The following is a 24313-nucleotide window of genomic DNA, read 5'->3' as shown; positions in this document are numbered from 1 at the left end:
CAGTCGGGGATTGCCTTACGAGCGCCGGTCCAGGCAATCCAGCCCGTCCGGCGTTTGAGGACGAGGCCCGTTCAGGGCCGAAGCGGGGGTCCGGGGGCGGCAGCCCCCGGAAGGCGGTCACGGGCAGCCGACGGTCACGTCAGTGGTCCTCCGTCACGCCGAGCGCGACCAACAAGCGCTCCCGGTACTCCCCGAGCAACGGATCCCGGTACGACCGCGGATGCGGCCGGTCGATCGCGAGGTCGAGCCCGATACGCCCCCGCTCCAGCACCAGCACCCGGTCCGCGAGCACGATCGCCTCGGCCACGTCATGCGTGACCAACAGCACCGAGGGCCGATGCCGCTCCCACAGCTCCCTGAGCAGGGCATGCATCTTGATCCGGGTCAGCGCGTCCAACGCCCCGAACGGCTCGTCGGCCAGCAGGAGTTCGGGCTCGCGGACGAGTGAGCGGGCCAGTGCCGCGCGCTGCTGCTCGCCGCCGGACAGCTCGTTGGGCCAGGCGCCCTCCCGGCCTTCCAGCCCGACCTCGGCGAGGGCCTCGCGGCCCTTCTGCTCCGCCTCCCGGCCGTCGAGCCCGAGGAGGACGTTGGCGAGGATGCGCCGCCAGGGCAGCAGCCGGGAGTCCTGGAAGACGACCGACACCCGGTCCGGGGCGGTGAGCTGTCCGCTGCCGGTGACCTCGTGGTCGAGACCGGCGACCGCCCGCAGCAGGGTGCTCTTGCCGGAGCCGCTGTGCCCCAGCAGGGCCACGAACTGGCCGGCGGGGATGTCCAGGTCGATGCCGTCGAGGACGACACGCTCGTCGAACGAGCGGGTCAGCGACCGGAGTTGGACGGCGGGACGGGTCAGCTGCTCAGTGTGCGGCGCCACGACAGCACCCTCCGTTCGATGAGGCGGACCGTGCTGTCCGAGGCGAGGCCGAAGATGCCGTAGACGACCAGGCCGACGAGGATGACGTCCGACTGGCCGTAGTTCGTGGCCTGGAACATCATGTAGCCGAGGCCGCTGGTGGCGTTGATCTGCTCCAGGACCACCAGGCCCAGCCAGGAGCCGGTCACGCCGAGCCGGAGTCCCACGAAGAACCCGGGCAGCGCGCCGGGGATGACGATCTCCCGGATGAAGCGCAGCTTCGACAGGCCCTGCACCTCGGCGAGCTCGACGAACCGGTTGTCGATGCCGGACAGGGCGGCATGCGTGTTGAGGTAGATCGGGATGTAGACGACGATGGCGATGATCGCGATCTTGAAGGTCTCGCCGATGCCCAGCCAGAGGATGAACAGCGGGATCAGACCGAGGGTCGGGATGGCCCGGTTGAGGTTGACCGTGCCGTCGATCAGCGCCTCTCCGGTGCGGGTGAGCCCGGAGGCCAGGGCCAGCACGACGCCGGCGGTCAGACCGATCGCGAAGCCGGACGCGGCCCGCTGCAACGAGGTGAGGATGTCGGTGATCAGGGTCCCGTCGCTCCACAGCTGGGCGCCGGTCTCCACCACCGTCCAGGGTGCGGGAATCGCGGCGGGGTCGAGCGCCTCGGCTGCGGACGCGACGGCCCACAGGACGAGCACCAGCAGGGGCCCGGTGAGCCGGGCGGCGGGAAGGCGTTTGCCGGGGGCGAGCCCGCGGCGGCGTTTGCGGGGCCGTTCGTCGGCGACGACGACGTCGGCGGCCTTGTGCAAGGTGGTCGTGGTCATGGCGGTCACTTCCGGTACTCGGCCGGTACGGACTTCGCGGCGATGCCCTCGAAGCGGTGGTCGAAGAGCTCGCTGACGTCGAACTTCTTCACGAACCCGCCCTCGGCGAGCAGATCCGCGGTCTCCTGCTCCCAGTTGATGGCCTCGTCCCAGCTCGGCGGGTACAAGGGCTTGTTGGCGAGCTCGGTGATGGCCTCGGCCTGGGGGAGGGTCAGGTTCTGCGTCTTGACGTAGAACTCCCGGTTCCAGGCGTCGGGGTGCTCGTACGCCCACACCTGGCCCTTGGCCCAGTACGGGATGTACGCGGCGATCGCCGCGGCCTTCGCGGGGTCGTTCAGCACCGAGACCGGCGCCCACAGCAGGTTGAGCAGGTCGACGACGTCGGTGCTGATGATGCGGGCGCCCTTGGCCTCGTACTGCGCCAGGTAGGCGGGCGCCTGGGTGTTGCCGAGCGGGGCGATGTCGACCTGCCCGGACTGCAGGGCCGTGAGGAACTGGTTGCTGGTCAGCGGGACCAGCTCCACGTCGTCGTACTTCAGCCCGGCCTTCTTCAGCGCGCGCAGCAGGACGACGCCCTGGGCCTGGCCCTGTGAGAAGGCGAGCCGCTTGCCCTTGAAGTCGTCGACCGACCGGATGTCGCTGCCGGGCTTGGTGGCGAAGAGGTAGTTGGGCCTACGGGTGATGTTGATCGCCACGATCTTCGCGTCGAAGCCCTGGTAGTACGCCTGGATCGGCGGGATGCCCGCATTGTTGGCGAGATCCAGGGACTTGGCGCGGAAGGCGTTGATGACATCGGGCCCGGCACCGATGTTCAGCCAGTTGCTGACCTTGAAGGGCGGATCACCCAACTTGGCCAGTCTGAACTGGAGTTGCTGGGTGTTCTGGTACGAGGCGATCTTCAGGCTCGTACCGGCGGGCACGTTCTTGGCCAGCGGAGCGGTCGAGGCGCCCTCGCCGGCGGCGGCCGCGCTGCCGTCCGCGCAGCCGCTGAGTCCGGCGACGCCGGCCGCGGCGCCGAGCAGGGAGGTGAGGAAGAGCCGTCGGTCGACACCCGGCACAGGAGAAGAAGACATGGGAGGACTCCGTGAGTGAGAAAAAAGGGCAAGAAGGCATGCGGAATTCCGGGCAGGAGAAGCCGGAGAAAGGGAATTCACGCAGGAGGAAATGAGCGCTTCACACGCGGCAACGTGTCAGCAACAGTGGGTGCGACAGCTCACGAACGGGCTCATGAGCAGGATGTTCCTGGTCATCGGTGGTCCCTGTCAATATTCCGAGTTTCTGAATTAAATAGCCTCAGGTGACGCGGCCAACGGATCCCGGTAGAGCACGTCCAGCGCCACCGATCCGCCCGCCACGGCAAGGACGGAATCCGCGAAACTTGTCGGCAGGACCGCGGCCGCCCGCTCCGTCCCGGCCGCTTTGCGCAGCGCGCCGAGACAGTCCTCCCGGCTCAGGACGCCGATCTCGGTGACGACGACGGTCTCCGGGTTGAGCACGTCCTGCAGCAGCCCCACCGCCCGGCCGGTCATCCGCGCCCGGTCGGTCAACAGCCGTACCGCCACCGGGTCCCCGTCCGCCGCCGCGTGCACGACATGCATCGGGTTCGCCCCGTCGGTGACGCCCGCGGCTCGCGCCCGCCGGCACAACGTCCGCTCGCTCAGCTCGACCTGGAGGCAGCCGACCCGCCCGCAGTCGCAGGTCTCCGTGCCGCCCGGCACCGGCAGATGGGCGATGGCGCCGGCCTGGGAGCGGGGACCGTGGTGCACCTCGTCGTTGGTGGCGAAGGCCGCGTCGACCACATTGCCGACGAACAGATGCAGCACGCTCCGGCTGCCGCGCGCCCGCCCGAAGAGGCGCTCCGCGTTCACCAACGCCCGTGCGTGCCCGTCCACATGGACCGGGAGCCCGGTGTGCGCGCCGAGGACCTCCCGCACCGGCACCTCGCGCCAGCCCAGCATCGGGTGCTCGACGACGGTCCCGGAGTCCCGGTCCACCCAGCCGCCCGCGGCGAAGCCGACGCCGAGCGGCAGGCTGCCCGGCGCCGCGTCCAGCAGCGCGGCGAGCCCGTCGGCGGCGCGGGCCAGGACGGCGTACGGATCCGTGGCCCCCGAGTGCTTCAACTCCCGTTCGACGACGACCCGTCCACGCAGATCGAGCAGCGCCACGGTGGTGTACGGCACCGCCACATGCACCCCGCCCACCACGAACCGCGAGTGGTCCAGGTCGATGGGTACGTGCGGCCGGCCGACGCCCTTGGACCGCCGGGGCGCGGCGGCCTCCCGGACGAACCCGAGCTCGGTGAGGCGGGCGCAGTGGTCGGTCACCGAGGCCGGTGACAGGCCGGTCAGCCGGGCGATGGTGCTGCGTGCCACCGGCCCGTGCTCGAGGATGGACCGGAGGATGACGCTGGCGCTGGTACGGCGCCGGTCACTGTCGGAGACACGGGGGATCGGAGACGAATTCGAGGTCGAGGTCGAAGTCGAAGTCGAGCTTGGAGTCGAAAGGGTGGGGGCCGCGATACGGGGCATGGGGAACTTCCTCGGGAGCCGGTCCGACACTGCGCCGTCTGATGCGGGCGAGTCGAACCGACGGCCGACTCACCCCGTACGGCGACAGGCGGCCGCGCCCACGCGTCGCAGGTCGACGTGGCGACGCGACGAGAAGTTCCGGGACTGGGCGACCATGCGCTCGAAGCTAGCAAAACGGCCCACCGCTGCCCAGACGGCGACCGACGGGCGAGACGGCCGACCGGCCTGTGAGCTGGGCGTCCTCGACTCAGTGACCGGCATCACCTCGTACCCGGTGTAACCCCCATCCTTTGTCCGGAGCCCACCAACCCCGTGATCCGCCCTTTGTCGACCACTGACGGTGATGGGCATGCACACGCTGGGATAGCGTCACAGCGTCCCGTACCACCCTCACCTCGCGGAGTCCCCATGAGCACCGCTGCCGCCGCCCCCGCCCGCACCGGACAGGTCCTCGCCGACCTGCTCCCGGCCTCCCGCGTCCGCGACATCGCGCTCGTCGTCGGCGGTGCCGCGCTCACCGGCCTCGCGGCCCAGATCGCCGTGCCCGTGCCCGGTTCCCCGGTGCCGGTGACCGGCCAGACCCTCGCGGTGCTGCTGGTCGGCACGGCCCTCGGTGCCGGTCGCGGCTTCCTCTCCCTCGCGCTGTACGCGCTGGCGGGCATCGCGGGCGTGCCGTGGTTCGCGGAGGGCACCTCCGGCGCCGCGGCCCCGTCCTTCGGCTACATCCTCGGCATGATCCTCGCGTCCACCGTCGTCGGCGCCCTGGCCCGCCGCGGCGCCGACCGCACCGCCCTGCGCACCGCGGGCGCCATGCTGCTGGGCGAGGCGATCATCTACGCCGTCGGCGTCCCCTACCTGGCCCTCGCCACCGGCATGTCGGCGACCGCCGCGATCGCGGCCGGCCTCACCCCGTTCCTGATCGGCGACGCCCTCAAGGCGGCCCTCGCGATGGGCGCGCTGCCCACCGCCTGGAAGTTCGCCAACCGCTGACGCCGCGGTCCTCGCGGAAGCGGAAGAGGCTCGCCGGGTAAGTACCGCACCCGGCGAGCCTCTTCATGTTCCTGCGTGTTTCTGCGTGCTTCTGCGTCGGACAGGGCCCGTTCCCGCGTCGGACAGGGCCCGCCGGCTCAGCCCTCCTGCGACCGCCGCGGGCGGCGCAGTTGAGACCACCACAGCCCGGCCGCGCCCGCCGCGATCAGCGTCGCGCCGGCCGCGCCCAGCGGCAGGACGTCCCGGCCGAGGCCGGTCTTTGGCAGCTCGTCGGCACCCGGTGCGACCGGCTTGTTGTCGGTACCGAGCAGCAGGGGGGTGGCCGGAGCGTCCGGTGACGGGTTCGTCGTACCGAACGGCACCGGGCCCTGCTGCCAGTACGTCTTCTTGCCGTCACCGGTCTGGACGGGGAGGCAGATATTGCCCTCCTGGCCCAGGTCGTACGTCGCGTCCACGGCATACGACTTCGACTCACCGGCGGGGAGATTGTCGACGGGGCAGGCGAAACCGCTGTTCGAGCCCTCCGGAAGATTGTTCTTCTCGATTGCCGAGCAGCCCTCGACATTCTTGACCGTCAGGCCGTCGAACCCGACGACCAGAAGCTGGATCTTTCCGCTGTCCTTGGTCCCTTCGTTCTTGACGGTGGCAGTGATCTCGGTTTCCTGCGAACTGTTGTTCACCGAGATTTTCTCGGGCAGTTCGGTGGTGAGCTTCACTCCCGCCGGTGCCTCGTCGATGACCTTTCCCCCCTTGCTGCTCCCGGGTCCCTGGTCGTCCGCACTGGCAGTGAAGGAAAGGATCATCACTGCCGAGAAAGATGTCGCGACCAGCGATCCCGCGATGGCCGTCGTGCGACGAGAACTCATGTTCGTCCCCCTTGCCTGCGCCTGAATTCGCAGTACTTGAAGAGCTACCACAAGATTTCTCCGCACTATGCTGGTACGGCCTGAAGTGTGACCATTGTGTTTCAATGGCGGATGTCTGATGCGGCATCGAGGGGGGTGCAGTGGATTGCCGGGGAATATGGGAAATACGAGGAGCGGTGGGGTTCCAGGTTTACTGGTGACGGGGCGCTATCGACTGGTCGAGAGCATCGGTCAGGGGGGAATGGGGCGCGTGTGGCGAGCGGTCGACGAAATACTCGATCGTCTGGTCGCCGTCAAGGAAATGCGCATCGACGGCCTCGACCCGGAGGACACACGCACACGCCGTGAACGCACCCTGCGTGAGGCGAGGGCGACGGCAAGGATCGACCACCCCAACGTCGTACGGGTCTACGACGTGGTCGACGAGGGCGAACGCCTGTGGATCGTCATGGAGTTGGTGGCCGGCCGCTCCCTGGAACGCATCATGGCGGAGGAGGGCCCGCTGGGCCCGTGCGAGACGGCCCGGATCGGCATCGGCCTGCTCGCGGCTCTGCGCCAGGTCCATGACCGCGGGGTGCTGCACCGGGACATCAAGCCGGGCAACGTCCTGGTGGAGACGGAGGTGGCGCGCGGGCGGGGCCGGGTGGTCCTGACCGACTTCGGCATCGCGGCGATCCAGGACGCGAAGGCGCTCACCATGGTCGGCATGCTGGTCGGCTCGCCCGACTACATGGCCCCCGAGCGCATCTCCGGCCGCCCCCAGGGCCCACCGTCCGACATCTGGTCCCTGGGCGCCACCCTGTGCGCCGCCCTCGCCGGCCGCTCCCCCTTCTCCCGCGACACGACCCTCGCGACCCTGCACGCGGTCCTGTACGAGGAGCCCGAACTCCCGCCCACGGCAGGCCCCTTGCGCAACGTCCTCGCCGCCCTCCTGGACAAGGACCCGACCCTCCGCCCCGGCCTGGACACCCTGGAAACGGCCCTGGAGCCGGTCGCGTTCCCTGCGCCCACACCGACGATGCCGGTGATGGGGCCCGCACCGGTCACGGGTGCGCCGGGGGGAGGGGAGCCCGAGACCCTGGCGGGCCCTGGGCGATCGAGCGCGGAGACTGCTGGTGGGCCCGGGGGGCTGGAGACGGGGGCTGCCGCCGGGGCCGGGCGGTCTGAGGCGGGAACCGCCGGTGGGCCTGGGCGGTCGGACGCGGGGGCTGCCGGCCGCGGGGGGTTGGACGCGGGGGCTGCCGCTGACGCCGGGCGTTCGGACGCGGAGACTGCCTCCGGCCCTGGGCGATCGAGCGCGGGGGCTGCTGCCGGCCCCGGGGGGTTGGACGCGGGGGCTGCCGCCGATGCCGGGCGTTCGGACGCGGAGACTGCCTCCGGCCCCGGGCAATCGAGCGCGGAGGCTGCTTCTGGCCCGGCGCGATCGCGTGCGGGGGCTGCTCCTGGCCCTGGCGGGTTGGAGATGGGGGCTGCCGCCGATGCCGGGCGTTCGGACGCGGAGACTGCCTCCGGCCCCGGGCAATCGAGCGCGGAGGCTGCTTCTGGCCCTGGCGGGTTGGAGATGGGCGCTGCCGCCGATGCCGGGCGGTTGGACGCGGAGAGCACGGCCGATCCTGGCGCGTTGGGCACGGGGGCTGCCGCCGGCTCTGCAGTGTGGGGCGAGGGGCCCACGGGGCCCACGCCCGGTGCGGCACCCGAACCGGCCCCGCCGAGCACGTCCGTGCCGGAAGCCGGCCCGGCGGTCGGCAAAGGGCCCGAACCGGTGTCTCGTCCCGAGCGGGACGCAGCGCATGGGCCTGGAGCAGTACGTGGCCCTGGCCTCGTACGGGGCCCTGACTCCGCACGCGGCTCTGATTCCGTACGGGACCCTGCCCCTGAAGGTGGCCCAGATTCCGTACGAGGCTCTGATCCTGTACGCGGTTCCGACTCCGCACGTGGCTCTGGTTCCGTCCGCGGCTCTGATCCCGCACGGGTCTCCGAGGCCGTCCACGACGCCGACCCCGCACGGGTCTCCGACCCCGCACGGCCCTCTGACGCCGCACGCGTCCCTGATCCCGCACGGGTCTCCGAGGCCGTCCACGGCGCCGACTCCGCGCGAGGTACTGCCCCTGCACGAAGCCCCGCCCCCGAGCAGCACAGCGGCCCCGAACCCATACCCGGCCCGCACCCTGGACCTGCCCGCCCCGAGTCTCAACCCGAGCCCGAACGGGGAGCGGCCCCGGACCCCGCGGCAGCCACCCCGCGGCACCCCGCATCGGCATCGGTGACTCCCCGCCTCCCCTGGAACCCGAAGCCCCCAGGGGAATCGCCCACCCCCGCCTACCTGGAGGCCCCCCGCGTCCCGGCCCCGCCCGATCCCCGCCGGCCGGACGACGTACGCGACGCCATCCCGCCACCACCGAACCCCACCCGGGTGCCCGCACCCGAAGCGGCCCCCTCTGCCCCCTCCACCGTCACCCCGCCCCCGGCGACGGAGCCTCCTCGCGCCCCCAACGCCTCCACCGAGCTCGCCTCCCAGGGAAGTTCAGAGGTGCGCTCACCCACCCCGGCCGGTGATTCCGGCAGCGTCGCGCCCCGCCGCAACGGTGTCTCACTGGTGCGCTCCGAAGCGGTGACCGAGAGGCGGCCGGCGCCGGAGCCCGCGCCCGGCGGTACGGGCCCACGCAGCGCCAGGCCTCCCACCCCTCCCTCCATGCCGCCCGGTGAACTCCCCGGCCCCGCCGTCCCGGCCGAACGCCGACGCGGGCGGCATCGCCGTACGACTCTCGTCGCCGCCCTCGCAAGCGTCGCCGCCGGCGCCGTCGTAGCGGTCGTCCTGGTGGCCAACTCCGGTTCGCCCGAGGACGACAAGGCAAGCTCCTCCCCGTCGCCGCTCGCCTCTGCCGCGTCGTCCCCGGGCGCCGGCCCCTCGTCCACGGTGGAGGGCACGTCCAGGCCGCAGAGCCTGCCGCCCGGCTCGCGCCGTGAGGCGGGCGGGTTCGCGTGGGTGCCGCCCGAGGGCTGGCAGCGGGACGTCAAGACCGGGTCGGAGGTGCACTACACGTCACCGGACGCCAGACAGGAACTCGCCGCCAAGTCGTCCCTGGCCCGCGACGACCTGATGGACTCCTGGCAGAAGTCGGAGCAGAACGCCCAACAGGGCCGGGACTACAACAAGATCCGCCTGGAGCGGACGACGTTCCGCGGACACCCGGCGGTGATCTGGGAGTACACCTTCACGCTCGACGATCTCCCTTGGCACGCCCGCCTGCTGGGCTTCACGGTCGAGGGGAAGTCGTACCAGATCAACACGTGGTACCAGCCGGACATGGAAGAGCAGGCCCTGAAGACCTACGAGAAGGTGAGGGACAGCTTCACCGTGCTGTGAGCACAAAAGCCGAGGGGCCCTCGAAACGCGCAAGCGTCCCAAGGGCCCCTCGACCTCGTTCTCAGCCCAGTACTCAGCCTCAGGCCGAGCGGTGGGCAAGGATCAGCCGGTCTTGACCTCGTCGCGCGGCGCATCCGACGAGGCTGCGGCCTCGACACCCGCCGCCGGGCGGTCTCCGCCGCGGACCTTCTGCTTGATGAAGGCGACAGCCAGCACGAGAGCGGCCACGAGCAGCGACAGCAGCACGGTCTTGCGACCGTCGTGCTCGGTGTCGGTGAGCATGTAGCCGAGGATGAACACGATCAGCGCGGCCGTGGCCCAGGTCAGGTACGGGTACAGCCACATCTTCACGACCAGCTTCTCCGGCGCCTCGGCCTTGATGATCTTCCGCATGCGCAGCTGCGAGAAGCAGATGGCCAGCCAGACGAACAGGGCGACCGCACCGGAGGAGTTGACCAGGAAGAGGAAGACGGAGTCCGGGAACTTGTAGTTGAAGAATACGGCCACGAACCCGAACGCGACGGACGCGAGGATCGCCGTACGCGGCACACCGTTGCCGGTGGTGCGGGCGAAGGCCTTCGGCGCGTCCCCGCGCTGGCCGAGGGAGAAGGCCATGCGGGAGGCGGTGTAGAGGCCGGAGTTGAGGCAGGACAGCACCGAGGTCAGCACGATGAAGTTCATGATCTGACCGGCGTGCGGGATGCCGAGGGAGTTGAGCGCGGCGACGTACGAGCCGTCGTCGGCGATGGACTTGCTGTCCCAGGGCAGCAGGGCCACGACGACGAAGATCGAGCCGAGGTAGAAGACGGCGACACGCCAGATGATGCTGTTGGTGGCCTTGGTGACGGCCTGCTGCGGGTTCTCGGACTCACCGGCGGCGAGGGTGGCGATCTCGCTGCCCATGAAGGAGAAGACGACGAGCAGCACACCGGTGAGGATGGCACCGGGCCCGTTCGGCAGGAATCCGCCGTGCTCGGTGAGGTTGCTCAGCCCGGCTTGCTCGCTGTCGACGCCGGGCAGCAGCCCGAACACGGCCAGCCCGCCGATGATGATGAACGCGGCGATGGCGACGACCTTGATCCCGGCGAACCAGAACTCGAACTCGCCGTACGACCCGACGGAGACCAGGTTCGTGGCGGTCAGCACCAGCATCACGATCAGGGCCCAGGCCCACTGCGGTACGGACGGGATCCAGCCCTCCAGGATCACCGCACCGGCGGTCGCCTCGACCGCCAGCACGACCACCCAGAAGAACCAGTACAGCCAGCCGATGGAGAAGCCGGCCCAGCTGCCGAGCGCGCGGTCGGCGTGGGCGGAGAACGATCCGGAGGTCGGGTTCGCCGCGGACATCTCCCCGAGCATCCGCATCACCAGCACCACGAGCGTGCCGACGAGGGCGTACGAGAGAAGGATGCCGGGGCCTGCGGTGGCGATACCGGAGCTGGACCCGACGAAGAGTCCGGCGCCGATGACACCGCCGATGGCGATCATGGACAGATGGCGGTTCTTGAGCCCGGCCTGTAGGCCGTGACCGCCTGCGGCCGGTTCGGCCGGTCCGGCCGTTTTCTGAGTCGGCTGCGAAGTCATGGAACGGATTTCCTTTGCGCCGTGGTGAGCGGTTCTCGTACTAGCGGGGTGCATGAGGCGTACGAGTCGGACCAGTGAATCGGAGGAGAACGGATTCGGGAACCTTTGATTCGGGATTGTTACTTGAGGTTTCCTTGAGCTTCCATGGTTTGCGTCACAATTGACACGATCGGCACCCGGCGCTGCTGCCCTGTATCAGCCGTGTCACACTCGTTCCATGCGCGTGTATCTCGGCTCCGACCATGCGGGCTTCGAACTCAAGAACCACCTCGTCGACTGGCTCAAGGCGGCCGGCCACGACCCGGTGGACTGCGGCCCCCACATCTACGACGCCCAGGACGACTACCCGCCCTTCTGCCTCCGCGCGGCGGAGCAGACGGCCGCGGACCCCGACGCCCTCGGCATCGTGATCGGCGGCTCGGGCAACGGCGAGCAGATCGCCGCGAACAAGGTCAAGGGCGTCCGCGCGGCACTGGCCTGGAGCGAGGGGACGGCCTCCCTCGGCCGCCAGCACAACAACGCCAACGTCGTCGCCGTGGGTGCCCGCATGCACACCCAGGACGAGGCGACCAAGTTCGTCGAGACCTTCCTCAACACCCCGTACTCCGGCGAGGACCGCCACACCCGCCGCATCGAAATGCTCTCCGCCTACGAAACGACAGGCGACCTCCCCCCGATCCCGCCGCACCACCCGCAGCAGTAGGGCCACAGGACCCCGCCCTTGCGGCGCGGGTCCAGCCATTTCAGCCCGTCTGGGGGTGCCCCCTCTGGGGGAGTTTGAGGACGAGGCCGTTCAGGCCGACAGCAGGGGTCTGGGGGCGGCAGCCCCCAGGGGCCGGGGTCGAAGGGGCAGCAGCCCCTGGAGGACGGGAAGGGTAGGGGCGGCGGGGGCGAAAAACCCCGCCGCACCCCCGGCAGGCACCCGCACACAGACAAGGAGCCACCGTGCCCGAGGGCCACACCATCCACCGTCTGGCCCAGGACTACGCCACCGCATTCCTCGGCACCACCCCCCACGTCACCAGCCCCCAGGGCAAGTTCTCAGACGCCGCAGCCCTCCTCGACCGCGCAGAACTCACCGACACCGAGGCCCACGGCAAACACCTCTTCCTCGCCTTCCGCGACACCGACTGGATCCACATCCACCTCGGCCTCTTCGGCAAGGTCAACTTCGGCGCCGCCCCCGCACCCCCACCCACGGACACCGTCCGCCTCCGCCTCGCGAACACCACCGCGTACGTCGACCTCCGTGGCCCCACCACCTGCGCCCTGATCACGCACACGGAGAAGCAGGCGATACACGACCGCCTGGGCCCGGACCCCCTCCGCGCCGACGCGAACCCGCACACCGCGTACAGCAGGATCTCCCGCAGCCGTACGACCGTCGCCGCCCTGCTCATGGACCAGAAGGTCATCGCGGGAGTCGGCAACGTCTACCGCGCCGAGGTCCTCTTCCGGCACCGCATCGACCCGTACCGCACGGGCAAGGACATCACCCCCGCACAGTGGGACGCCATCTGGACGGACCTCGTCGACCTCATGCGGGAGGGCGTCCGCAACAACCGCATCGACACCGTCCGCCCCGAGCACACCCCGGAGGCGATGGGCCGCCCGCCCCGCGTCGACGACCACGGAGGCGAGGTCTACGTCTACCGCCGGGCCAACCTGCCCTGTCACATCTGCGGCAGCGAGATCCGCACCGCCGACCTGGCCGCCCGCAACCTCTTCTGGTGCCCGAACTGCCAGACACCGTAACCAAGCCCGTAGTCGGCTGACCCGACGTCAGAATCCGTGCGGCAACCACGGAGCAACCGTGGAAGCGAACCCCACGGACGCCTCCGCCAACGCACCCTGCCGCACCTCCCGCACGCGCCCGGCGGCACCCAGCGCCCCCAGGCTCACGCCGCCGAGATAGGCCGCCCCCAACTCCCGTACGGACAGGGAGAGATCGACGGCGTCCGTCGTACGCTCGCACGACGCGCCCTTGGCATCGCCCACCAGCCGCCAACGCCCCGCGTTCCAGGGGCAGAAGGCGTCCTCGACCTCGAACACGACGTCCACCGGCGCCTGGTACGTCCTGGCCGCCAGCGCGGCCCCGACATCGACCAGCCGTACGTGCAGGGCGTCCTTCACCCGTACCACGCACCGACGCAGGTCGGAGACCTGGTGCTGCCACGCCTCGTCCGTCGGACGTGACCGCACCGTCAGCTTGGACGTCAGGTCGATGCCGAACAGGAACCGCCACAGCGCGGCCTCCGCCGCCGGGGTCAGGGCCTGAACATCCCGCAACTGCACGTCGCCACAGGGGCCGTTGCCGTCCCACTCCGGCTTGACGCGGAAACGCGCGTACCCGACGACCTCGCCGTCCTGCTCCGCCAGCACGCACTGCAGCGGCGACGCGCCCTCCCGGTCGCTCTCGGGGTCGAGCAGCCCGAGCCGCTCCCAGCCGGGCAGCCGCGCGAGCATCCCGGGCCGGCCGGACACCTTGCGCGCGTACACCGCCTCGCACGCGTCGAGGACGTCGGCCGGTACGGCGTAGCGCAGCCGTACGTCGTCGGTGCCGGGCGGCACGGACAGCCTTACGCGCGCGGTGTCGATCTCGGCGCTCACCTGGTAGGTGCCGATGCCGTAGCCGAACCGGCCGTAGATCTCCGGCTCGGAGGCGGTCAGCACCGCCACCGGCCAACCCCACTCACGCACATCGTCCAACTGCCGCCGCATCATCGACGTAAGCACGCCGCGCCTGCGGTGCGTGGCGGCGACGCTGACCATCGTGACCCCGGCGGCGGGCACGGCGGCTCCGCCGGGCACCGTGAGCCGGAAGCTGAACGCGCCGGCCGTCCCCACGCACACGTCCCCGTCCCAGACGCCGAGGGAACGGTCGAGCTCGGTGAGGGCGTCCCACAACTCCCGTTCCTCGGCTGACTCCGGGACTCCGCTGAAGGCGCGGATCAGGGTGTCGTACCAGATGCCCCATTCGTGCTTCTGTAGCACCCGCAGCTCGGGGCCGGTCGGGTCCGGACGGCCGCTGTCGCTCGCACTGTCTTTCGCCATGAAACATGCCTACCAGGGCATTGCGGGACGAGCGAGGGAATTTCTCGGTGCCGGCGGCAAGGCGGCTTTCCGTGAAGTTCACTGTGAAGTCGAACCTCGGACGGGGGACAAGTGGGACCTCCCGTGCCAAGGGGCTGGTCCGATGGATAGGGTCCCGAACTAATGACAGCAGGACGAGAGCGGCGCACGGTGGCCGAGACGTTCACGGCCCGGTTGAAGATGCAGTGGCACCGGGCCCGCGTCGGCGTGCGCAGAAGCGCCGTGGACTACTTCCGCGGCGACGGCTCCGACTGGATCGCGCTGGCCGGCCTGCTGCTCACGGTCCCGCTGATCTGTGCCGTGACGATGGCCAACCCGGTGTGGTTCTCGCCGGCCGCGCTGGTGCTCCCCATCGTCGCGGGCGGCCTGCTGCTGCGCCCGGCGAGCCTGCTGGGCCTGTACGCGGCGGCGGCCACCGCCCTCATCGTCGAGTCGGTGCAGCTGGGCCCGTACACGGAGGGCCCGTCCCGCGTCACCCCGGGCGTGGTCCTGGTCGTGGCGGCGTGCGGGTTCTTCGGTCTGCTCATCGCGCAGTTCCGCAGCCGCGTGGGCGTGCCCTGGCGGCGCGGCGGCACGATGCTCTTCGACCTGCGCGAACGCATCCGCGTCCAGAGCAAGCTGCCGCAGCTCCCGCACGGTTGGCATCGCGAGATGGCCCTGCGCCCGGCGGGCGGCCAGTCCTTCTCGGGCGACTTCGTGGTCGCGGCCCGCACGAACGGCGGCCGCACCCTGGAGGTCGTTCTGACGGACGTCTCGGGCAAAGGAATGGACGCGGCCTCCCGAGCCCTCCTCCTCTCAGGAGCCTTCGGCGGCCTGCTCGGCAGCCTGCCCCCGCACGCGTTCCTCCCGGCGGCCAACGGCTACCTGCTCCGCCAGGACTGGGACGAGGGCTTCGCCACCTCCATCCACCTGGTCCTCGACCTGGACTCGGGCGACTACGAGCTCTACTCCGCGGGCCATCCCCCGGGCCTCCAGCTCAGCGCGGGCAGCGGCCGCTGGGAGGAGAAGGCCGCCGAGGGCCCCCTCCTCGGCGTGTACGACGGCGCCCAGTTCGACCCCGTGAAGGGCTCCCTGCGCCCCGGAGACGTACTGATGCTCTTCACGGACGGCCTCGTCGAAACATCCGACCGCGACATCGTCGAGGGCATCGACCGCCTCACCGGCGAAGCCGACCGCTACGTGGCCGGCGGCTTCCACGGCGCGGCCTGGCACCTGATCGAAGCGGTGGCGAAGGACGTCAACGACGACCGAGCCCTCCTACTGATCTGCCGAGAGGGCCCAACGTCCCAAACAGCACCCCGCTGACCAACGGCCCGCCAAGGCCGGCCGCACCGTCCCGACCCTTCCCTCGCGGCTCATGCCGCACCGGCCCAGCCATCCCAGCCCGTCCAGCGTTCGAGGACGAGGGGCGCCGTCCCTAGCCCAGCACGCGCGCCCGATGGTGCTTCTTGCGCCGGTCCCGGCATTCCAGCCCGTCCGGCGTTTGAGGACGAGGCCGTTCAGGCCGACAGCGGGGGTCTGGGGGCGGCAGCCCCCAGGGACCGGGGTCGAAGGGGGCGGCGGGGGCGAGACACTGGACGCGTGACAGAGATCTCCCGAACCCCCCTGTCCCTGACCGCCGTCGAGGACATCGCCCGGACCGCCCACGCGTCCCAGACCGACAAGGCCGGCCGCCCCTACACCGAGCACCTCGCAGCCGTGGCCGAAGGCGTCCGCACTCACGGCGGCGACGAGGACCAGATCGCCGCAGCCTGGCTGCACGACGCCGTGGAGGACGACGCCCTGTCCGACCAGTGGCTGGCACAGGCCCCCCTGAGCCCCCGTACCAAGGCCATCGTGCTCGCGCTCACCAAGCGCCCCGGCGAACCCCCCGAGACCTACGCCGCCCGCATCCTCGAAACCCCGGGCGCCCTGCTCGTGAAGCAGGCAGACCTGGCCCACAACGCCGACCCGAACCGCCTCGCCGCCCTCGACGAACCGACCCGCAAACGACTGACCGAGAAGTACGCACGGATGCGCGCACTTCTCGGTCTGAAAGCCGACTGATGTCCCACAAGTCGCACGGGCGAAACCCCGAAGGGTCCCGTCAGGCGTTGACCTTCTCGCGCGAGGCGGACCCTTCCCGCTTCTCCCGCTCCCGGGCCAACTCCGCGGCATCCCGCTTGAAGGCCCACTCCATCTTCGGCTCCATCGTGAACCGGAACATCCGCTGCACGGGCGCGGTGCACAACAGCGTCACGCCGACGGCCGCGAGCACGGTGACGAAGATCTCGCCGAGCGGCCGCTGCAGCCAGGCGTGCTCGAACCAGCCCTGGTAGTCACCGGCCTTCACCACGAAGCCGTGCAGCAGATAGCCGTACAGCGTGCCCGCGCCGAGCGCCGTGAACCACATGTGCCGGCGCGGCACCCACGCGAAGAAGCAGGCCGTCAGTACCAGCGAGCAGCCGAACATCGCCAGCACCATCACGGGCCCGCTCCACCACGGCGCGGCCAGCTCCTGCGCGGCGTCCCGGTGGTAGAACCACGCGGTGTTCATCCGCGGCACCGCCCACCAGCCGAAGCCGAGCGCCACCGCGAACACCGGCACGGACAGCATCCGCACCGTGCGCGTGCGCACCATGTGGAAGTGCTCGGGCTTCATGATCAGGCCCAGCACGAAGTACGGCAGGAACTGCAGAACCCGCTGCAGATCCAGGTCGTCACCGATCTCCGGGGTGACGGTCCCCGCCATGGCAAGGGCGAGCGCGATCGGCAGCGGCCAGCGCACCATCTTCCAGATGGGGGTGGTCATCCGCCAGATGAACAGCGCACACAGGAACCACGTCAGGTACCACGGGTCCAGCAGGCTGATGTCCTGGCCGGGGTCGTCGTCGATCCAGCGCTTGAAGAGCGGGTACGCCGTCTCGAAGACGATGTACGGCACGGCGACACCGGTGATCAGCCGCTTCAGCCGGTTGGGGCTCGCGTCGAAACTGCGCGAGAAGAAGCCGGAGATGATGATGAACGCCGGCATGTGGAAGGTGTACACGACGGTGTACACGGCCTCCAGGATGCGGCTGTCGCCCTTGATCGGCTCCCAGGCGTGGCCTATGGCGACGAGCACGATCGCCAGGTACTTGGCGTTGTCGAAGAACGCGTCGCGCTGCTTGGCACCGCCGGACGCGGGTCTGGTGTTCGCCTGAGCCTTCTTGTTCTGCGGCGAGCGCGGACTCGGCACTCCGTCCGCCGACGACTCTGCCGGGGGGAGTGGCGCTCTGTTGTGGCCGTGCGGTCGCAGCGAGTTGTTCACAGACCCTCCCACCGGAAGCCGGGGGAGTCGATCCAGGCCCTCGCTGCGCATGCGGGGGACGAGGCAGCATGGAACATCTGAGGCACCCTAGCGTTGCCTATGGGATTTCGTAAAACCTGCGAGGTCGTTCCCGGTTATTGCGTTCGAACTCGCGTGTACAACGAACATGCACCTGGCAGACACCTGTTGGACATCCGCCTTGTCCGGATTCATCCCGACTAAAAGGTGCATATGGTCAGGAGCCGACTCCGATGGAATGATCAACTCACCCACAATTCGAATTGCCGGCGAACACGTTGTGTGCCGATGGAAACGAACCCGTCGAATTCTCTCCCCCGGCGTTCCCTCGAATTGCTGTACGGACTCAACGCGAGAGGTGACCGCGTCCGACGCGCCCGCACAGATCCGGCACAGGTGTGGCGAACGAAACGTCACGTGCCGCATAGCGAGGCCCGGTTGGTGGCACGATGGTTCTGGCGGGGGTGCGCGGGGTCGCATCCCCGGGCCGGGAGAGCGGACCGACCGAGGGTGTGATCTGTTGTGGCCATTTCGCTGTCAGTGGTGTTGCTGTTGGCGATCATCTTGGTGGTGCTGATCCGTGGCGGATCCCTGAAGGCCGGCCCCGCCGTCGTCGCCGTGCTGTTCGGCTTCTTCCTGGCCTCGACAGGCATGGCCGACGACATCCAGCGGTTCCTCAACTCGATAGCGGAGACCATCAACTCGATCCAGTTCTAGGGTCCGTCAGGCGGCTTGCGGGGCCCGTGGGGCGGCCCGGAAGAGTACGGATACCCTCGTTCGAGATCGTCGAACGGTACGGAACGGGGGGAACGTACGGGATGGCGCTGCGCGAGACGGACCCGGCGGAGGTGGGTGGCTACCGGATCGAGGACCGTCTCGGTTCCGGCGGCATGGGGGTGGTCTACCTGGCCCGCTCCGCCTCCGGCCGTCGCCTCGCCCTCAAGGCCGTGCACGCGCAGTACGCCGACGATGACGAGTTCCGCACCCTCCCCCACCCTCGGCTTCGCTCGAGCGGGGGGACCCCCATCGCCGCGAGGTGGCCGCCGCCCGCCAGGTCAGCGGTGCCTTCACCGCTCCCGTCGTGGACGCGGACGCCGACGCGCCGCGCCCCTGGATGGCCACGCTCTACATCCCGGGCGAGGACCTCGGCACCCACGTCCGCCGCCACGGCCCCCTGCCGCTGCCGAAGTTGCGCGAACTCGCCGCCGGCCTCGCCGAAGTGCTGCGCGACATCCATCGCGCGGGGATGGTCCACCGGGACCTGAAACCGGCCAATGTGATGCTCGCCGAGGACGGCCCCCGCGTCATCGACTTCGGCATCTCCCGCGCCACCGAGTTCGGCGCCTCGGACGTCCTCACCCAGACCGGAACATTTCTCCTCCCCGCAGGACGTGGGCCCGGCCGCGGACATCTTCTCCCTCGGCTCGGTCGTCGCCTACGCCGCCACCGGCCACGGCCCCTTCGGCAGTCCGGGCCCCTACGAGACGGCCGTACGTGTCGTCGACGGCACCTCGGAACTCGACAATGTGCCGCCCGATTTGCTCCCCTTCATCCACTTCTGCCTGGAAAAGCACCTCAAGTCCCGCCCGACACCGGACGAGTTGGGTTGCTGCGCGACGGCCGCATCCCGGAGCCGAGGCCGCCGGAGCCCACGAAGGCGGACAAGGAGACCTCACCCGTACGACCGCCGAGGCGCCGCAGACACCTGTGGTCGGCCGTCGCGCTGGGCGCCGCGCTCCTCACCGCCGTCACCGCCACCACCGTCGCCGTGACGGACGACGACTCCGCTCCGGCCGACCTGCCGGCCGGCCGGCCTGGCATAAGAAGTCGAAGGGCCCGAGCGTCGACAAGGAGCCGATCGGCCCCGGCGGTCCCTTCAACCGCTGTGTCGCCTCAGGCGCGTCGCTGGTGTGCGCGGGCGACGAGGTCATGGCGACCCGGGGCCCTGGCCGACGGCAGCAACACCTGGGCCCGCCCCGTCGACGCCACCCCCGACGACATCGGCAGCTCCAACGGAAGCACGATCATCGGCGCCCACGCAGACCGTGTGTACGTCTACGGCTCCGACGACCGGACCCTCGCCGACGGCATGACGACGCCGACCCGCTACACATCCGGTCCCTGGACGCCGAAACCGGCAAGGCCATCTGGACGACGGCCACCGGCGACAGCGAAGAGGCCACGGAGCCCAGCAGCGACCAGGGCGACTCCATCGCCGTCACCGAGGGGGTCATCGCCACCTACGGCAAGCGAGGGGAGCAGTACGCTCTGCTCGCCGCCGCCGACGGCAAGGTCCGCTGGAAGCGCACGCACCCCGATCCGAGCGATCAGATGTGCCTGCTCCGCAGCGCCGCCGGAGCGGGATACGTGGTCTGCCAGAAGCTCGCCGGCGACGACATCACCGGCACGAGCGTGACCCGCCTCGACCCCACCACCGGCCGCGCCCGCTGGACCGTTCAGGTCAAGGCGGAGCAGGACATCGTCGGACAGACCGAGGGGCGCCTGATACTGCTCGGTACGGGCGGCACGCACCGCACGATGAACTTGCTCAACGCGTCGTCGGCCGTCCTGACGACCGTACGGCTGTCCAAGGCCCAGCCCGAGGGCTCCACCCCGGTCCTCCTGCGCGGCACCCTCTACTTCACGCTCCCCGGCGGCGGCGTCCGCGCGGTCGCCCCGCGGACCGGCAGACAGCTCTGGGAGAGCAACTCCACCGTGGAGCATTCGGCCCCCCGACCGCCTCCGCCACCCACCTCTACCTGGCGTCCCCCAACGGCCGCCTGGCCGCCCTCGACGTCCGCACCGGCGCCCTGAAGGCCACGCTGCCGGGCCGCGACGACGGCGGCACGGTCGACTTCCCCGGCATCTCCGCCCCACCGGTCCTCGTCGGCGACGCCCTCTACGTCCCGTACGGCATCCGTTCGGTCTACAGCGTGGACGTGGCCGATCTCTGACCCGAGGATCGGGATCCCCACGTCGAGGCTTGTCGGTGCGTGGGCCTTTTCGTGCGCTGCCTGCGCTCCCCTGTCGTACTGGTGGGGGCGCGAAGCCTCGGGCTGGGAGCCGCCTCCTCCGGTCTGGTGACCGCGCTCCTGGTGTACATCGGCCATGAGCGCGCAAAATCGAAACGACGCGATTAGCTCCCGGACGGCCCGGAGGCGACACGGCGACGGCCACGAAAACGATCAGGGCCAGGTCGGGGGCTAACCCTCTGACCTGGCCCTGAGTCGTATGGAGCGGGCGACGGGAATCGAACCCGCGTAGCTAGTTTGGAAGACTAGGGCTCTACCATTGAGCTACGCCCGCACAGGACGCGCCGCAGGTCAGGTGACCGCGGCACAGAAGGCATCGTAGCGGGTCGGCACCCCTCACTGCACACCCCGTTAATGCGGCGGCCGCGCTGCCTGTGGGCATGTACCCTACGTGTCGCACCAGCACGGGGTGTGGCGCAGCTTGGTAGCGCGTCCGCTTTGGGAGCGGAAGGCCGTGGGTTCAAATCCCGCCACCCCGACCAGGACCGGTCAAGACCGGCCACATGCGTGACGACCTCGTGTGATCGCGTCCAGTGATCGCCTTTGGGGCGTGTCGCCGCTGCCGTTACTATGCAAGCTGCACGCCCGTGTGTCTCTCCATCTGATGAAGTCCTCCCGGGCGGCGAAATCCGCCGGGCCAGTCTGGTCCCGGCAGAACCCAAGAAGTCAGCCACAAGGAGACCGAACCGTGAAGAGCGCCGTGGAGACCCTGAACCCGACTCGGGTTCGGCTCACTGTCGAGGTGCCCTTCGAGGAGCTCAAGGACAGCCTCGACGCGGCGTACAAGAAGATCAACCAGCAGGTCACGGTGAAGGGCTTCCGCAAGGGCAAGATCCCGGCCCGCGTCATCGACCAGCGGTTCGGCCGTGGCGCCGTGCTGGAGGAGGCCGTCAACGACGCGCTGCCGAAGTTCTACACCGAGGCGGTCAACGAGGCCGACCTCAACGTCCTGGGCCAGCCCGAGGTCGACATCACCGAGCTGAAGGACGGCGAGACGCTGAACTTCACCGCCGAGGTCGACATCCGCCCGACCATCGAGATCCCGGACTACTCCGGCATCGAGGTCGAGGTCGACGCGGTCGAGGTCACCGACGAGGACGTCGAGAAGTCGGTCGAGCAGCTGCGCGAGCGCTTCGCCTCCACCTCCCCGGTCGAGCGTGCCGCCGAGGACGGCGACGTCGTCACCATCGACCTGCAGGCCAAGGTCGACGACGAGGTCCTGGAGGACGGCGTCGCCGAGGGTGTCTCCTACACCATCGGCTCCGGCGAGCTGCTGGAAGGCATCGACGACGCCGTGAAGGGCCTCGAGGCCGGTGGCGAGGCCACCTTCGCCTCCGAGCTCAAGGGCGGCTCGGCGGCCGGCAAGGAGGCCGAGGTCACCGTCAAGGTCACCCAGGTCGCCGCCCGCGAACTGCCCGAGCTGGACGACGAGTTCGCGCAGCTCGCCTCCGAGTTCGACACGCTGGACGAGCTCAAGGCCGACAGCCGCAAGCGCCTCGAGAACATGAAGCAGTACGACCAGGCCACGCAGGCCCAGGAGCGCGTCCTGGAGAAGCTGCTGGAGCTCGTCGAGGTGCCCGTCCCCGAGAAGCTGCTCGAGGACGAGGTCAACACCCGTAAGCACAACCTCGAGCACCACCAGCTCGGCCAGATGGGCCTCGACCTCGAGAAGTACCTCGAGATCCAGGGCAAGACGGTCGAGGAGTTCGACGCCGAGACCAAGGAAGCCGCGGTCAAGGGCATCAAGACGCAGTTCGTCCTCGACGAGCTCGTCAAGCAGGAGAAGCTGAACGTCAACCAGGAGGAGCTCACCGAGCACCTCATGCGTCGCGCCGCCTCCTCCGGCATGTCCCCCGACCAGTTCGCCCAGGCGGTCGTCGAGGGCGGCCAGGTTCCGCTCCTGGTCGGCGAGGTCGCCCGCGGCAAGGCCCTGGCCGTCGTGGTCGAGAAGGCCGTGGTCAAGGACACCAACGGCGAGGTCATCGACCTGGACGACGAGGACGAGACCGAGCAGGCCACCGAGACGGTGGAGGCCGCCGAGGGCACCGCCGACGAGGCCGCCGAGGAGAAGTCCGAGGGCTGAGCCCACGGCACCTTGTAAGCCGTACGGACGGGCCCCGGGTCACTGGATGACCCGGGGCCCGTTTGCTTACCCGGTGGACCTGCGGCGAGCAGGAACGGCCCACCGGCGGAGCACATGCGCTCACAGCGAACACCCGCTGAACCGGGATTGCAGCACAGGGCCACCGCGTTAGGGTCCATGAGTATGAGGGCAGGGAAGCCCCCGTTGCCCGCAGAACACGTAAGACGGCCCGGCGCCGTCGTAAGACGAGCAGGTGGATACGTGACGAATCTGATGCCCTCCGCCGCCGGCGAGCCCTCCATCGGCGGTGGCCTCGGCGACCAGGTCTACAACCGGCTGCTCGGCGAGCGGATCATCTTCCTCGGCCAGCCGGTCGACGACGACATCGCCAACAAGATCACTGCGCAGCTGCTGCTCCTTGCCGCCGAACCGGACAAGGACATCTTCCTGTACATCAACAGCCCCGGCGGTTCGATCACGGCCGGCATGGCGATCTACGACACCATGCAGTACATCAAGAACGACGTGGTGACCATCGCCATGGGCCTCGCCGCCTCGATGGGACAGTTCCTGCTCAGCGCGGGTACCCCGGGCAAGCGCTTCGCGCTGCCGAACGCCGAGATCCTGATCCACCAGCCCTCCGCGGGCCTGGCCGGCTCGGCCTCCGACATCAAGATCCACGCCGAGCGGCTGCTGCACACGAAGAAGCGCATGGCCGAGCTCACGTCCCAGCACACGGGCCAGTCGATCGAGCAGATCACCCGCGACTCGGACCGTGACCGCTGGTTCGACGCCTTCGAGGCCAAGGAGTACGGCCTCATCGACGACGTGATGCCCACGGCCGCCGGTATGCCGGGCGGCGGCGGCACCGGGGCCTGAGCCCCACCGCGGGGCACACACACCCCCGCAGCGCCCCCAGCCGACCGCCCAAGCCCCTAGGAGACAGACAGTGAACGACTTCCCCGGCAGCGGCCTGTACGACCGCACGCGCGCCGAGTACACGGGTCCCGCCGCCGAGTCCCGCTACGTCATCCCGCGGTTCGTGGAGCGCACCTCGCAGGGCATCCGCGAGTACGACCCGTACGCGAAGCTCTTCGAGGAGCGCGTGATCTTCCTCGGCGTGCAGATCGACGACGCCTCCGCCAATGACGTCATGGCGCAGCTGCTGTGCCTGGAGTCGATGGACCCCGACCGGGACATCTCGGTCTACATCAACAGCCCGGGCGGCTCCTTCACCGCGCTCACGGCCATCTACGACACGATGCAGTTCGTGAAGCCGGACGTCCAGACGGTCTGCATGGGCCAGGCGGCCTCCGCCGCGGCCGTGCTGCTGGCCGCCGGCACGCCCGGCAAGCGCATGGCGCTGCCGAACGCCCGTGTGCTGATCCACCAGCCGTACAGCGAGACCGGCCGCGGTCAGGTCTCCGACCTGGAGATCGCCGCGAACGAGATCCTGCGGATGCGCTCGCAGCTGGAGGAGATGCTGGCCAAGCACTCCACCACGCCGATCGAGAAGATTCGCGAGGACATCGAGCGCGACAAGATCCTCACGGCCGAGGACGCGCTGTCGTACGGGCTGATCGACCAGATCATCTCCACCCGGAAGATGAACAACGCCGACGTTCGCTGACGCGGACCCGGTAGTGTCTGCTGCCCCTTGGCACGGTTTGGGACGGTGCACGTCAAAGTGAACCGCGCCAAGGGGGGCCCGAACGGGGGGCCAGGCAAGGTACCGTCGACATAAGGCAGCACCAGGAGCCGCTGGATTCGA

Annotated in this window: 19 protein-coding genes, 2 tRNA genes and 1 pseudogene; 13 read left to right on the top strand and 9 right to left on the bottom strand. The window is 69.8% G+C overall.

The genetic code is table 11. From position 1 onward, the window contains the following. Positions 1-139: 139 nt before the first annotated feature. The 4 genes from ACZ7M7_RS05445 to ACZ7M7_RS05430 form a co-directional block, all read right to left on the bottom strand. Positions 140-871: an ABC transporter ATP-binding protein gene (locus ACZ7M7_RS05445; RefSeq protein ID WP_472112983.1), complete on the bottom strand. Its 732-nt coding sequence runs from the start codon at positions 869-871 to the stop codon at positions 140-142. Further along, positions 847-1689 (bottom strand): ABC transporter permease, encoded by an 843-nt coding sequence (locus tag ACZ7M7_RS05440; RefSeq protein ID WP_381649086.1) that lies wholly within the window; start codon positions 1687-1689, stop codon positions 847-849. The genes ACZ7M7_RS05445 and ACZ7M7_RS05440 overlap by 25 nt, the downstream gene beginning before the upstream one ends. 5 nt (positions 1690-1694) lie before the next feature. After that, positions 1695-2762: an ABC transporter substrate-binding protein gene (locus tag ACZ7M7_RS05435; RefSeq protein WP_472112981.1), complete on the bottom strand. Its 1068-nt coding sequence runs from the start codon at positions 2760-2762 to the stop codon at positions 1695-1697. Positions 2763-2972: 210 nt separating this feature from the next. Then, on the bottom strand, positions 2973-4217 hold the full coding sequence (locus tag ACZ7M7_RS05430) for an ROK family protein (RefSeq protein WP_472112978.1): 1245 nt from the start codon (positions 4215-4217) through the stop codon (positions 2973-2975). Between the two features lie 408 nt (positions 4218-4625). Here ACZ7M7_RS05430 and ACZ7M7_RS05425 point away from each other — a divergent pair, with 408 nt between their 5' ends. Then, positions 4626-5207, top strand: coding sequence for a biotin transporter BioY (locus tag ACZ7M7_RS05425; RefSeq protein WP_383624761.1), 582 nt, complete (start codon positions 4626-4628; stop codon positions 5205-5207). A 137-nt stretch (positions 5208-5344) separates the two neighbouring features. Here ACZ7M7_RS05425 and ACZ7M7_RS05420 read toward each other — a convergent pair whose 3' ends face one another. Beyond that, positions 5345-6073, bottom strand: coding sequence for a hypothetical protein (locus ACZ7M7_RS05420; RefSeq protein WP_472112976.1), 729 nt, complete (start codon positions 6071-6073; stop codon positions 5345-5347). A 241-nt stretch (positions 6074-6314) separates the two neighbouring features. On the opposite strand from ACZ7M7_RS05420, the gene ACZ7M7_RS05415 reads away from it, so the two are divergent. Then, entirely contained in the window at positions 6315-9440 is a 3126-nt protein-coding gene (locus ACZ7M7_RS05415; RefSeq protein ID WP_472113943.1) for a serine/threonine-protein kinase, read from the top strand. A gap of 102 nt (positions 9441-9542) precedes the next feature. Here the strand turns inward: ACZ7M7_RS05415 and ACZ7M7_RS05410 are convergent, their stop codons facing one another. After that, positions 9543-11027 carry an amino acid permease gene (locus ACZ7M7_RS05410; protein WP_472112974.1) on the bottom strand — a complete coding sequence of 495 codons (1485 nt, stop codon included), beginning with the start codon at positions 11025-11027 and terminating at the stop codon, positions 9543-9545. Between the two features lie 217 nt (positions 11028-11244). Between ACZ7M7_RS05410 and ACZ7M7_RS05405 the strand changes: the two genes are divergently transcribed. Next, positions 11245-11730, top strand: a complete 486-nt coding sequence (locus ACZ7M7_RS05405) for a ribose-5-phosphate isomerase (RefSeq protein ID WP_472112971.1) — start codon at positions 11245-11247, stop codon at positions 11728-11730. Between the two features lie 242 nt (positions 11731-11972). After that, the gene (locus ACZ7M7_RS05400; protein WP_472112968.1) at positions 11973-12782 is read left to right on the top strand and encodes an Fpg/Nei family DNA glycosylase; all 810 of its coding nucleotides are present in this window, start codon (positions 11973-11975) and stop codon (positions 12780-12782) included. Positions 12783-12809: 27 nt separating this feature from the next. On the opposite strand, the gene ACZ7M7_RS05395 is transcribed toward ACZ7M7_RS05400, so the two are convergent. After that, the gene (locus tag ACZ7M7_RS05395) at positions 12810-14081 is read right to left on the bottom strand and encodes a GNAT family N-acetyltransferase (protein WP_472112965.1); all 1272 of its coding nucleotides are present in this window, start codon (positions 14079-14081) and stop codon (positions 12810-12812) included. A 162-nt stretch (positions 14082-14243) separates the two neighbouring features. On the opposite strand from ACZ7M7_RS05395, the gene ACZ7M7_RS05390 reads away from it, so the two are divergent. Together ACZ7M7_RS05390 and ACZ7M7_RS05385 are read left to right on the top strand one after the other, a co-directional pair. Beyond that, the gene (locus ACZ7M7_RS05390) at positions 14244-15425 is read left to right on the top strand and encodes a SpoIIE family protein phosphatase (protein ID WP_472112962.1); all 1182 of its coding nucleotides are present in this window, start codon (positions 14244-14246) and stop codon (positions 15423-15425) included. A 276-nt stretch (positions 15426-15701) separates the two neighbouring features. Further along, positions 15702-16166, top strand: a complete 465-nt coding sequence (locus tag ACZ7M7_RS05385) for an HD domain-containing protein (protein WP_472112959.1) — start codon at positions 15702-15704, stop codon at positions 16164-16166. Between the two features lie 40 nt (positions 16167-16206). Here the strand turns inward: ACZ7M7_RS05385 and ACZ7M7_RS05380 are convergent, their stop codons facing one another. After that, a complete protein-coding gene (locus tag ACZ7M7_RS05380) occupies positions 16207-17337 on the bottom strand; it encodes an acyltransferase family protein (protein WP_472112955.1) in 1131 nt (376 codons plus the stop codon). A 612-nt stretch (positions 17338-17949) separates the two neighbouring features. Between ACZ7M7_RS05380 and ACZ7M7_RS05375 the strand changes: the two genes are divergently transcribed. The 3 genes and pseudogenes from ACZ7M7_RS05375 (at position 17950) to ACZ7M7_RS05365 (ending at position 20241) form a co-directional block, all read left to right on the top strand. Further along, positions 17950-18144 carry a hypothetical protein gene (locus ACZ7M7_RS05375; RefSeq protein WP_030044846.1) on the top strand — a complete coding sequence of 65 codons (195 nt, stop codon included), beginning with the start codon at positions 17950-17952 and terminating at the stop codon, positions 18142-18144. A 319-nt stretch (positions 18145-18463) separates the two neighbouring features. Then, a pseudogene (locus tag ACZ7M7_RS05370) lies at positions 18464-18715 on the top strand (protein kinase domain-containing protein); the annotation flags it as partial. A 641-nt stretch (positions 18716-19356) separates the two neighbouring features. Then, positions 19357-20241: an outer membrane protein assembly factor BamB family protein gene (locus tag ACZ7M7_RS05365; RefSeq protein WP_472112952.1), complete on the top strand. Its 885-nt coding sequence runs from the start codon at positions 19357-19359 to the stop codon at positions 20239-20241. A 418-nt stretch (positions 20242-20659) separates the two neighbouring features. Here the strand turns inward: ACZ7M7_RS05365 and ACZ7M7_RS05360 are convergent. Then, positions 20660-20733: transfer RNA gene (locus ACZ7M7_RS05360), tRNA-Gly, on the bottom strand. Positions 20734-20864: 131 nt separating this feature from the next. Here ACZ7M7_RS05360 and ACZ7M7_RS05355 point away from each other — a divergent pair. The 4 genes from ACZ7M7_RS05355 (at position 20865) to ACZ7M7_RS05340 (ending at position 24172) form a co-directional block, all read left to right on the top strand. Beyond that, positions 20865-20941: transfer RNA gene (locus ACZ7M7_RS05355), tRNA-Pro, on the top strand. A 206-nt stretch (positions 20942-21147) separates the two neighbouring features. Beyond that, positions 21148-22542: a trigger factor gene (gene tig / locus ACZ7M7_RS05350; RefSeq protein WP_472112949.1), complete on the top strand. Its 1395-nt coding sequence runs from the start codon at positions 21148-21150 to the stop codon at positions 22540-22542. Positions 22543-22815: 273 nt separating this feature from the next. Further along, entirely contained in the window at positions 22816-23421 is a 606-nt protein-coding gene (locus ACZ7M7_RS05345; RefSeq protein WP_328430572.1) for an ATP-dependent Clp protease proteolytic subunit, read from the top strand. A gap of 70 nt (positions 23422-23491) precedes the next feature. Continuing rightward, positions 23492-24172 carry an ATP-dependent Clp protease proteolytic subunit gene (locus ACZ7M7_RS05340; RefSeq protein ID WP_328881649.1) on the top strand — a complete coding sequence of 227 codons (681 nt, stop codon included), beginning with the start codon at positions 23492-23494 and terminating at the stop codon, positions 24170-24172. The last annotated feature ends 141 nt before the right edge of the window (positions 24173-24313 follow it).

The sequence above is a fragment of the Streptomyces sp. NPDC111606 genome, assembly GCF_055656945.1.
The sequence above is the reverse complement of the archived record's forward strand: the minus strand, read 5'-3'. Positions and strand labels throughout refer to the sequence as shown.